This window comes from Pandoraea anhela, assembly GCF_902459655.1.
Taxonomy (GTDB): domain Bacteria; phylum Pseudomonadota; class Gammaproteobacteria; order Burkholderiales; family Burkholderiaceae; genus Pandoraea; species Pandoraea anhela.
This window is the reverse complement of record NZ_CABPSB010000030.1, coordinates 37,497-47,674: the sequence shown is the minus strand read 5'-3', so window position 1 is coordinate 47,674 and position 10,178 is coordinate 37,497. Positions and strand designations below refer to the sequence as shown.

Annotated in this window: 9 protein-coding genes and 3 pseudogenes; 8 read left to right on the top strand and 4 right to left on the bottom strand. The window is 57.4% G+C overall.

Annotated elements, in window-relative coordinates; all coding sequences use genetic code 11:
- Positions 1–94 precede the first annotated feature (94 nt).
- A complete protein-coding gene (locus PAN31108_RS27055; protein WP_150671437.1) occupies positions 95–376 on the top strand; it encodes an adenylyl-sulfate kinase in 282 nt (93 codons plus the stop codon).
- An 89-nt stretch (positions 377–465) separates the two neighbouring features.
- On the opposite strand, the gene PAN31108_RS24895 is transcribed toward PAN31108_RS27055, so the two are convergent.
- The 3 genes and pseudogenes from PAN31108_RS24895 to PAN31108_RS27225 form a co-directional block, all read right to left on the bottom strand.
- Positions 466–1,128, bottom strand: a complete 663-nt coding sequence (locus PAN31108_RS24895; RefSeq protein WP_150671436.1) for a GNAT family N-acetyltransferase — start codon at positions 1,126–1,128, stop codon at positions 466–468.
- An 852-nt stretch (positions 1,129–1,980) separates the two neighbouring features.
- Positions 1,981–2,562, bottom strand: coding sequence for a JmjC domain-containing protein (locus PAN31108_RS24890; RefSeq protein ID WP_246184138.1), 582 nt, complete (start codon positions 2,560–2,562; stop codon positions 1,981–1,983).
- A gap of 507 nt (positions 2,563–3,069) precedes the next feature.
- Positions 3,070–3,218, bottom strand: a pseudogene (locus PAN31108_RS27225) (IS5/IS1182 family transposase); the annotation flags it as partial.
- Positions 3,219–3,237: 19 nt separating this feature from the next.
- On the opposite strand from PAN31108_RS27225, the gene PAN31108_RS24880 reads away from it, so the two are divergent.
- The 3 genes and pseudogenes from PAN31108_RS24880 to PAN31108_RS24870 all read left to right on the top strand — a co-directional run bounded on the left by PAN31108_RS24880 (position 3,238) and on the right by PAN31108_RS24870 (position 4,621).
- Positions 3,238–3,675, top strand: a complete 438-nt coding sequence (locus PAN31108_RS24880) for a hypothetical protein (RefSeq protein ID WP_174995136.1) — start codon at positions 3,238–3,240, stop codon at positions 3,673–3,675.
- 28 nt (positions 3,676–3,703) lie between these two features.
- Positions 3,704–3,931, top strand: a pseudogene (locus tag PAN31108_RS24875) (integrase core domain-containing protein); the annotation flags it as partial.
- A gap of 147 nt (positions 3,932–4,078) precedes the next feature.
- On the top strand, positions 4,079–4,621 hold the full coding sequence (locus PAN31108_RS24870) for a MarR family winged helix-turn-helix transcriptional regulator (protein ID WP_150671433.1): 543 nt from the start codon (positions 4,079–4,081) through the stop codon (positions 4,619–4,621).
- Positions 4,622–4,720: 99 nt separating this feature from the next.
- On the opposite strand, the pseudogene PAN31108_RS24865 reads toward PAN31108_RS24870, so the two are convergent.
- A pseudogene (locus tag PAN31108_RS24865) lies at positions 4,721–5,848 on the bottom strand (IscS subfamily cysteine desulfurase); the annotation flags it as partial.
- 489 nt (positions 5,849–6,337) lie between these two features.
- Here PAN31108_RS24865 and PAN31108_RS24860 point away from each other — a divergent pair.
- The 4 genes from PAN31108_RS24860 to PAN31108_RS24845 all read left to right on the top strand — a co-directional run bounded on the left by PAN31108_RS24860 (position 6,338) and on the right by PAN31108_RS24845 (position 10,160).
- Complete coding sequence (locus PAN31108_RS24860; protein ID WP_150671431.1) at positions 6,338–6,856, top strand: flavin reductase family protein; 519 nt, start codon at positions 6,338–6,340, stop codon at positions 6,854–6,856.
- Positions 6,857–6,883: 27 nt separating this feature from the next.
- On the top strand, positions 6,884–8,365 hold the full coding sequence (locus PAN31108_RS24855; protein WP_150671430.1) for a 4-hydroxyphenylacetate 3-hydroxylase family protein: 1,482 nt from the start codon (positions 6,884–6,886) through the stop codon (positions 8,363–8,365).
- A gap of 67 nt (positions 8,366–8,432) precedes the next feature.
- Positions 8,433–8,813, top strand: coding sequence for a cupin domain-containing protein (locus tag PAN31108_RS24850; protein ID WP_150671429.1), 381 nt, complete (start codon positions 8,433–8,435; stop codon positions 8,811–8,813).
- A 105-nt stretch (positions 8,814–8,918) separates the two neighbouring features.
- Positions 8,919–10,160 (top strand): ABC transporter substrate-binding protein, encoded by a 1,242-nt coding sequence (locus PAN31108_RS24845; RefSeq protein WP_150671428.1) that lies wholly within the window; start codon positions 8,919–8,921, stop codon positions 10,158–10,160.
- Positions 10,161–10,178 lie beyond the last annotated feature (18 nt).

Below are 10,178 nucleotides of genomic sequence, written 5' to 3'. Positions count from 1 at the left end.
CGCTAAAGATGAAGACCCCGGCCGAGGCATTCGCTTTAGCCGCTTAACCTGTGCAGGTTTTGCTAGGTCAATACATAACTACGTTATTCGACGCATGCAAACGGGCGCCGTTGTGTGGATGACCGGTCTGTCGGGTTCCGGAAAATCGACTTTAGCAAACGGACTAGCCCGAGAGCTACTGCAACGCGGCCACGCGGCATATGTTCTCGACGGGGATGTCCTGCGTGCAGGCCTACTTCATGGGTTGACCGGAGTCGGTGCACCTTACGAACCCCCACTCTCTCCAGACCTGAGAATCGAAACGTCAACCAGCGATATGCGAGATTCGCTGTCACCTCTTGTTGAGTACGTTCTTAGCCGTATCCTGCAAAAGTGAAATAGGCGACCATCCTAGTGTTGAGTCCTCTATCTACCGCTCGCGTTGGCAAAATCAGGAACGGCATCTATCCGACCAAGGCGAGCGGCTTAGACTGAGTGGTGGCCAAGATTTTGTGGGCAGAGTAGTGCAAACACATCTCTGTCTGCGATTTCTCCGCTCTTATTGAAGCTCATTCTCAGTCGCCCTTCATGCTCAAATCCACATTTGGTCAACACCCTGGCTGAGGCGGCGTTCCACGAGAATACTGTCGTCTCAATTCGGACGAGTTTAAGTATGTCAAATCCCTGTACGATGACTTGCCGTACCGCCTCCTCGGTCTGCAACCGTCGAGCGTTTTCAAGCTCGCTCTCAAGCGACGCCCGCCTATACGAAATCTGATTGCTAACCTCAACCTGGGTTCCCCCCATCGCCGAACTGTAACGATCGCTGGACAGGACATACAGAACATCGCCCGCGCGCACGTGCTGCCCCTCCACAACGCGCTTCTCGACGACGATGCCTGCCTGCGCAGGATAGACGCGCAGCACCCCCAAGCTTGGCGTGACCTGCCCAGACACCGTCACACGCCTCGTGTAGGAGCAAAACACCACGATCGCCGCAATCAAGATGAATACGGCAATCGCAAACGCCGAGATCAGCCAACTGGAAATGGGAAAGGTCAGTAACACACTGCCTTGGAAGCGATCTCGACGGGCGTCCAACGCTTCCTGACGAAACAACTTCGACTTCGCGGGGTCAACGTAGCTCATTTTTGTTCGGCACCCCCTGCCTCATGCTCGTCATCACTGCGAGGCTCGAAGCAGAGGGCATCCCCAATACTTTTTATTGTTTAGGACTGGAATCCCGGCTGGTCGGTGGAACACCGACCCTCCCTGGACCAAATCACATCCTCGACACCGCACATGACAGCGAAGATTGCGATGGCCGCAAGCTTGTCGTTACCCTGGAGCAGAAAGATCACCGTGCCGAAAGTAGCGATACCGATAATCCAAAACCCAAATCGTTCTGCTTTAATGCCAAACACCGAACTCGATCGAAATCGGCGCCCAAACAACCACGGCCCGGCGAACAGCCAAAATACAGACGTCGGCAAGTAGTACAAAAGTGCCGAAGAGGATGCCGAAAACAGTAACTTGCTACCAGAGAATAAAATCCCGAGGTTTATTATAAAAACCGCGAAGTACCACGCCAGTCTATGTCGGTATTTTTTCATCAAGACTCCTTAACGCAATCGTTTTCGTTCAACCATCCCCGTCATCATTTGTTTGAGGCGTATTGATATTGTCCATTACGTACTTACACCCCATCTGGACCATTCGCTGGGTCAGTACCCCCACCATTGGATTCTCCGACAGGATGCCGGCCGTTATGCCGAAACCATTGCCGATCAGAAAGCAGGTTAGGAATGTGCCGCTATTCCAAGAATAACTACCAACACCGGGCACATTGATATTGATGGTTGTTGAGGAATTCCCCTCAAGCCTTGTGGTAACCGTGGACCCAGTAGGTAGGGAGTACGTAATCGTCTCAGCCCCGGAGACAGAGGAAATCTCGTCTAAAGTCAATGGGCGCATAATTGTGCCTTTTAATTATTTATTCACCTACTTCAAGCTTCTTGATGATATTTTCCCGAAATCTACTTCCTTAAATTTGTTGTTCAAATTAAAAACCTCTTTCAAAAACAAATCGCGATTATCTTTTTTCAGAATTTCCTCGCGGATGCTTTCCGCAATGTTGATCATTGCCTGAGAGTCGTCATTGAATGGATAGAACGATCGCCTGGCGGGCTCCAGACTTGGGAGAATTTGACTTGCGATCCACGCAAGATAGTCAGCGACTTTGGCGGTATGCAGTCCAACGGCGATATGAAACGTCTCCTGCCCCGCGATGGGCGTTGCCTCGTGCCACCATCCTCTCGGGATGTACAACGCATCACCCTGCTCCAGAACCAGCTCATGAAACGCTTCGTCCGGGCATTCATCTTTCCTGTACTTGCTCTTCTGGTGATCAAGTGGATTCGGCAGGGTCGGTGGAAATACCTTCCATTTTTTGCGCCCCATCAACTGAATAGCAACCACGTCGTGCGTGTCCCAATGACGCCCGAAGGTCCCTTTTCCGCCAAATGCGGCATAACCGTTCGCGACCGTCTTGAGATTCAGGTGACAACGTTTGTTAGATGGCATGGCGTCTTCTCGAAATAATCCGAATAAAACGCCTCTCGCGAGAGCCCCAGTTGAAGTGGCATGACAAAACTCCATGTCGCGCTTACGCTGCGAAAAACTTAATGAAAATACAAATGATTATCATTAACCATATTATTCATATGTGTAAGGCTGAGTTGAGCCTTTCAGGCTCGGCGCAAACCGAACCCATGCCCCTCCTGATCGGCACATCAGGAATTGATAACTTCAGGAAAAGACGCTAAGACCAACCGCAGGGCTTACCCCGTGCTTGAAGACTACTAAAGGCCCCGCTCCAGCAAAACAATCGGAAAAACATCCCTTGAGCATCGCGATTAGATTTTTTCATTTGGGATTGTATTTTCTTGATTCCAAGAAATGACACCGCCCAGGCGATTCTCGCTGGATGGGATTCTAATCGAATAGACCGGCTATTTTCAATAGTCGGCTCTGAACAATTCGTTTTCGCGGACTGACGGCATCACGCGAGCGCCGTCTGCAATTCCCGCACACAACAGCAGCCAGAATCAGGGCGTAAAGAAGCCATAGCTTCCTCAGGATCATCCGCAGGTTATAGCGTTCAACGCATCGCCAATCGATCCCTTCAGCCAGTTCCGGCCTAGTTTGCCCTCAGCTTTCATATGCCCGATGGCCGGTTCATGGTCACCGAACTCAGCGATGGCTGGCGCAGCGGCGGGGACGGCGATCGGGTATCCGGTTGGCTCCAAAATTCAGGGTGGTCTCAATGACGTGTTGAATCCTTGGTATCGACAGGTGGGGGGCCGACCTTACTATGCGCTGGAGGGACCGTTCGCACTTAATCCGCAGTTCTCGGAAACGCTGTTGTTTTCGGGCCTCCTGCTGGCGCCGCGTGCGCTCAGCGGGCTGATTTCGTATGAAGTGGAATGGCGTCTAGTACGAGCGGCGAAAGACAGTCAGGTAACGTATTTCGGCGACGCCCGGGATGCCGCGATAATCCGCTTCAACGATTCCAAACGGCTCGCGCCGTGGGCAATCGTCTATCCGCTGCCGACACTGCGAAAACTGACTTCGTTGCGCGATCTGGGAGCGGAAGCCAGCTCTGCCGATCTCGTGGCTGCAACGAAGCAGCGGTGATCTGCATTGAGAAATCCGTCAGGTCACGGGCAAGCCGAACCAGAACGCTTACATTGAATCGTTTAATGGGGCGCTTCCGCGATAAATGCCTAAATGAGCATTGGTTCGCCAGTCTGACTCACCCCAAGGGTAGTTATCGAGGCATGGCGACGAGAATATAACGAAGAACGACCGAAGAAATCGTTGGGCGGATTAACGCCCTCATCCTACGCCCGGAAACTGGTGGAGAGAGAGTCACATTAACCCCGGACTCTAAAGCCTAGTGCTACTGAAAACGGGGAGACGCCGTGCATACCGGACTGCGCCGCCAGCCAGGACGGTAATGACTTTGCAGTATAATTTTATTTCAAAGTCATTGTTCCGGCGCCCCGTGCCGGTTTTTGCTGCTTACCCTCACATTCTTATGCCTAAAACGCCAGCCCCGAAAGCGCTGACCGTCACTAATCCTGCTTGTCTCGTTGACGATTCCGACGCCGAATTCCGCCATCTGATCAATGGTCTGTTGCCGTTTGCCGCACGCCTGTTGTCCGTGCGGGATGGCTTTGGCAGCCTGATCGGCCTCACCGGCATTCAGTACTCGCTGCTGCAATCGGTCGTGCATCTGTCGTCCATCGGCGACGTCACGGTCAACCAACTGGCCGAGCATCTGCATCTCTCAGGCGCGTTCGTGACCATCGAGACGAACAAGCTCAAGGCACTCAAACTTATCGACAAACGCCAGAACCCGGAAGACCGGCGCAAGTTGAGTCTGACCGTCACGACGGCGGGTGCGAAGCTGCTGCAAGCGCTCACGCCCTCGCAGCAAAGCATCAACGACGTACTCTTCGATGGTGTGACGCGCACCGAATTCAAAGTGCTGTGCGCCGTCGTCGACCGTCTGGTCGCCAACGGCGATCGCGCCACGCTGGAACTCAGTCACCTGCTCGCGACACGGGAAAAACACTAAATCAACGATCGCGCCAGTCCGGCCCCGATCGAACGGTCAGTGCGCCGCCCACTGAATCGAGTTGAGATCCACACCCTCCTGATACATATCCCACAGCGGACTCATCGCGCGCAGTTTTCCGACGGTGCCTCGCACCTGCTCGATCACGCTATCGACCTCCGCTTCCGTTGAGAAGCGCCCCAGCGTGAAGCGGATCGAGCTGTGTGCGAGCTCGTCGCTGCGCCCGAGCGCGCGCAGCACGAACGAAGGCTCAAGCGATGCCGATGTGCACGCCGAGCCCGACGATACGGCCACGCCCTTGATCCCCATGATGAGCGATTCCCCTTCCACGAAGTTGAAGCTCACATTCAGGTTGTGCGGCACGCGCCGGGTCATGCTGCCGTTGACATAGACCTCGTCCATCTGCTGAAGCCCCGTGAGCAATCGGTCGCGCAACGCGCCCACGCGAGCGGCTTCCTCATCCAGTTCCAGCATCGCCAGACGGAACGCCTCCCCCATACCGACAATCTGGTGCGTCGGCAGCGTGCCCGAGCGCATGCCGCGCTCATGTCCCCCACCGTGAATCTGCGCCTCGATACGAACGCGCGGCTTGCGACGAACGTACAACGCACCGATGCCCTTCGGCCCATACAGCTTGTGCGCAGTCACCGTCATCAGGTCGACCTTCAGCGTTTTCAGGTCGATGTGGATCTTGCCGGCCGCCTGAACGGCGTCGCAATGCAACAAGATGCCGCGCTCCCGGCAAAGTTCGCCAATCTCGGCAATGGGCTGGATGACACCGATCTCGTTGTTCACCATCATCACTGACACGAGGATAGTGTCCGGTCGCAGCGCATTTCGCACCATGTCGACGGTGATCAATCCGTCTTCCCGCACATCCAGATAGGTGACCTCGAAGCCCTGACGCTCCAGATCCCGCATGGTGTCGAGCACCGCCTTGTGCTCGGTCTTGACCGTGATGAGGTGCTTGCCCTTCGCGCTATAGAAGTGCGCGGCCCCCTTGATCGCGAGGTTGTTCCCTTCCGTGGCGCCGGACGTCCAGACGATCTCGCGCGGATCCGCGCCGAGCAACGCCGCGACGTGCTCGCGGGCCGTCTCGACCGCCGCTTCCGCCGACCAGCCGTAGCTGTGGCTGCGCGAGGCGGGATTGCCGAAGTTGACGCTCAGAAACGGCACCATTTTCTCAACGACACGCATGTCGACCGGGGTCGTCGCGCTGTAGTCCATGTAGATAGGCGCTTCGAAAAGCGAGGGGGCTGGAGACTGGTCTGTGACGTTCGCAGGAGTGCTCATGGGGACCTCGAGTTGTCCGGTGGACTGCTTGAATTGCGGCCGAGTGTAGCACCGCCTCTCTCCCGATTCGCACTCTCCCACATTAAAAAAAGGGTCTCCCAACCCTGCGATAAACGCATTTTCGATGCGGGTAAACGACAGGAATGCCGCACGCGCCGCCCACAATTCCGTTGCGTTCGATGTGTTGGGAGTTGTTGCAAGTCATTATTTATTAATGGTTTTTCTATTCTTCTCGCGGCCGTTGCATCGGCGCATGTCTTACGCACCGATATTGAGCTCAGGGTTTACCTTGCTTGATTAGCTAATTTATTTTGCATTCAATAATAACTAACAAATAAAGCTAAATATGAAAGTGTGTTGGTATTGCGCGACGAAAATTTCCGCGCATTTGTTCCTCGTTCGGGTTTGAAAAAGGAGGTTGTGATGAACGACATATCGACGGCAGTGCCCCCCCAGGAAGACGAGGCGCGACTGTTTCGTCGCGCGCTCGCCATGTTCGCGACCGGCGTGGCCGTGATTACGGCGCCACGTGCCGACGGGCCGTCCATCGGCATTACCGTCGCTTCGTTCAATTCGGTCTCGCTGGCGCCGCCGCTGATCTTGTTTTCGGTGGATCGCCGCTGCCTGAGCCTCGACGATCTATGCCGCGCGAGCCATTACACGGTGAACGTCCTGGACGAGAGTCAACGCGAGACGTCGAACCGCTTTGCCACGGCGCGCGGCAATAAGTGGGACGGTGTGGCGTTCGCGGCGGAGGGTGTCGGCCGCCTGCCCGGCGTCCTCGCGGCCTTCGAGTGCGAACCGTATGCCAGGCACGACGGCGGCGACCACGTGATCTTTGTCGGACGGGTGGTGCGCCATACGGCGCGCCACGACGGACGGCCGCTCATTTTCTTCGGCGGGCTGTATCACTCGCTCGGCGCCACGCCCATCGCGGCGTGACTTCCACAAGGGTTTCAGGAGAGAGTCATGGTAAAGAACGGTAGTCAACATATCGGCCAACTGCGCGACGGGCGCGAGGTGTATATCGACGGCAAACCTGTCGCGGATGTCACCGCGCATCCGGCATTTCGCAATTCGATCCGCAGTTTCGCCAGCCTGTACGACTTCCAGGCACGCCCCGAGCATCTGGACGCAATGACCTTCGTGTCGCCCGACACGGGGAATAGCGTCTCGCGCATCTGGCAACTGCCCACAAGTTATGACGAGCTGGTGCAGCGTCGCGCAATGCTCGAAGCCTGGAGCGAACTGCACTACGGCTTCATGGGCCGCTCGCCCGATCACGTGGCGTCTTGCCTTTCCGGCATGGTAATGGGCATCGATGTCTTCGAAGCGTATGACAAGAAGCGCGCCGGCGCGCTGCGCGACTACTACAGGTATGCCCGCGACAACGATCTTTTCCTCACCTACGTGATCGTCAATCCGCAGGCCAACCAGTCGAAAGCGGCGCATGAGCAGGAGGACAAATATCTGGCGGTCGGCATCGTCGATCAGGATCACGAGGGCATCACCGTGCGCGGTGCGAAGATGCTGGCCACGAGCGGCATCATGGCCAACGAGGTCTTCTGCAGTTGCATTCAGCCGCTCAAGGCGGGCGATGAGATGTATGCGCTGTCGTTCGCGATTCCGATGAACGCCAAGGGCTTGCGCGTGCTCTCGCGCAAGTCGTACGAGGGCAGTTCCACGTCGGTGTTTGACAACCCGCTCGCATCGCGTTTCGACGAAAACGACGCGGTACTGTACTTCGACGATGTGAAGGTGCCGTGGGAGCGTATCTTCGTGGCCGGAGATACGACCATGTGCGCCAGGCAGTTCCACGCCACGCCGGCACACAGCTACCAGAACTACCAGTGCCAGGTCCGCCTGATGGTCAAGCTGCGCTTTTTGGTCGGCATTGCCTTGCGCATCACCGAAATCAACGGCACCAATGCCTTTCCGCAGGTGCGTGAATCGCTGGGGCAACTGGCCGCCGAAGCCGCAATGGTCGAGGCATGGGTCCACGGCATGGAGGCGAAGGGGCATGTGGAGAACGGTTACTACGTGCCCGATCGCAGTCTGCTCTACGGTTCGCAAGTGCTCACCCAGCAGCTCTACACGAAAGTGCTCAGCACACTGCGCGAACTCGCCGGCGGGGGAATGATCATGCTCCCGTCGAGCATCCATGACTTCGAGAACCCGATGCTCGCCAGCATCATCGAGAAGACGCAGAAGTCCCCGGTAGCCAACGCCGAAGAGCGAGTGAAGTTCTTCAAGCTCGCGTGGGACGCCGTCGGCTCCGAATTCGCCTCGCGCCACAACCAATACGAGATGTTCTACGCAGGGGCCGCGTTCGTCACGAAAGGCCACGCCTACCGCACGTACGACTGGCAGAAAGCGACACGTCTGGTCGACAGCCTGCTCGGCACGTACGCGCTCTCCGACGAAATCGTTCGGCAGCCAGCAGCGGCCTGAGGCCGGCGAAAGGTTGTCGCGTTCTGTTCCAGTGCAACTCACTTTCAGCCAGACACAAGGAGTTTCCATGGCGATCAACAAACGGCACGATGAATTCCACACCATCGACATGAAAGACGGCTGGGAGGTGCCGCCCGGCTATCCGCCCGGCATCGAGCAGAAGATTCTCGCAGGCTCGCTCGACGAGGACAGGCAAGCCGGCAGCCGCACGCGCCTGCTGCGTTTCGCGCCGGGCATCTACACCAAGGCGCCGTTCGTGCACACGTATTGGGAAGAGGTCTATCTCGTCTGCGGCGACCTGACCGTCGGTAACAACGCACAAGGCGAGGGTGGCGTAGCCTTCGCGCCGAACACTTATGCATGCCGCCCGCCCGGCGCGTTCCACGGCCCGTTCAAGTCGAACGGCGGCTGTCTGCTTCTCGAAATCCATTACTACGATCCCGCCTGATTCGTTCAAGGCGAGGGCACCCGGCGCGGCGACCCCGAGGGCGTTGCCGCGCCACCCCGGACTGTCACTCACACGCAAACCGCAACACGCCAACGGGAACACATCATGTTTACGTCTCGCGCACGCCGTCTCACATCATTCACTTCGCTGGCGCTCGCCGCCGCGTTTTCCATTCCGTTTCCCGCGCAGGCGCAGCCCGGCAGGATTAGCGACGGGGTGGTGAAAATCGGGGTACTGACCGATATGTCGTCGATCTTTTCGGACATCGGCGGCAAAGGCTCGGTGATCGCCGCACAGATGGCGGTCGACGATTTCGGCAGCAAGGTGAATGGCGTCCCGATCAAGGTGATTGCCGCCGACCATCAGAACAAGACCGACGTGGCGGCGACGATCGCGCGCGACTGGTTCGACAACCAGCAAGTCGATGTGGTGGAGGATCTGCTGCCGTCGTCCGTTGCGCTGGCGGTGGCCAATGTGGCGAAAGCCAAGCGTCGCATCGCCATCGTGACCGGCGCCGGCACGACGCGACTGGTCAATGAAGAGTGCTCCCCGTACACCGTGCAGTATTCGTACGACACCTACGCGTTCGCATCCAACACCGTCAAGGCAATGACGCGTGGCGGGAACAACAGCTGGTATTTCCTGACGGTGGACTATGCGCTGGGGGGCTCGCTCGAGAAGGATGCCAGCGAGGCGCTGCAGCAAGTGAACGGCAAGGTCGTCGGCCGCGCCAAACATCCGATCAATTCGTCCGATCTGTCGTCGTATCTGCTACAGGCGCAGGCCTCGCGCGCCAAGGTGATCGCGCTGGCCAATGCGGGCGCCGACACGGTGAATGCCATCAAGACGGCCCGCGAGTTCGGAATTACCGGTCCTGACAAGCAGAAGATCGCGGGCCTGCACATGTTCATCAGCGACATTCACAGCCTCGGGCTCGAAGCCGGCCAGGGCATGACGCTTACCACTGCGTTCTACTGGGATCGCGACGACGCATCGCGCGCGTGGGCGCAACGCTTCTTCGCCAAGACCGGCAAGATGCCCACGCTCGTGCATGCGGGCACTTACTCGTCGGTGATGCACTACCTCCAGGCGGTGCAGCGCACCGGCACGGACGATGCCGATACGGTCATGGCCTCCATGAAACAGACACCCGTCAACGACTTCTTCGCCAGGGGTGGGCAGATTCGCCCCGACGGCCTGATGGTCCACGACATGTACCTCGTGGAAGTGAAGTCGCCGAAGGAGTCGAAGAAGCCATGGGACTACTACAAGGTCTTGCAGACCATTCCCGCCAGCGAAGCGTTCCGTCCGCTCTCGCAAAGCCAGTGCGCTTTTATCAGGAAGTAACGCCATGATCGGAGTCGG

Excerpts from the sequence above, each read along its gene's own strand:
- PAN31108_RS27055 (WP_150671437.1), top strand. The coding sequence starts at position 95 with ATGCAAACGGGCGCCGTTGTGTGGATGACCGGTCTGTCGGGTTCCGGA.
- PAN31108_RS24895 (WP_150671436.1), bottom strand. The coding sequence starts at position 1,128 with ATGAGCTACGTTGACCCCGCGAAGTCGAAGTTGTTTCGTCAGGAAGCG.
- PAN31108_RS24890 (WP_246184138.1), bottom strand. The coding sequence starts at position 2,562 with ATGCCATCTAACAAACGTTGTCACCTGAATCTCAAGACGGTCGCGAAC.
- PAN31108_RS24880 (WP_174995136.1), top strand. The coding sequence starts at position 3,238 with ATGGCTGGCGCAGCGGCGGGGACGGCGATCGGGTATCCGGTTGGCTCC.
- PAN31108_RS24870 (WP_150671433.1), top strand. The coding sequence starts at position 4,079 with ATGCCTAAAACGCCAGCCCCGAAAGCGCTGACCGTCACTAATCCTGCT.
- PAN31108_RS24860 (WP_150671431.1), top strand. The coding sequence starts at position 6,338 with ATGAACGACATATCGACGGCAGTGCCCCCCCAGGAAGACGAGGCGCGA.
- PAN31108_RS24855 (WP_150671430.1), top strand. The coding sequence starts at position 6,884 with ATGGTAAAGAACGGTAGTCAACATATCGGCCAACTGCGCGACGGGCGC.
- PAN31108_RS24850 (WP_150671429.1), top strand. The coding sequence starts at position 8,433 with ATGGCGATCAACAAACGGCACGATGAATTCCACACCATCGACATGAAA.
- PAN31108_RS24845 (WP_150671428.1), top strand. The coding sequence starts at position 8,919 with ATGTTTACGTCTCGCGCACGCCGTCTCACATCATTCACTTCGCTGGCG.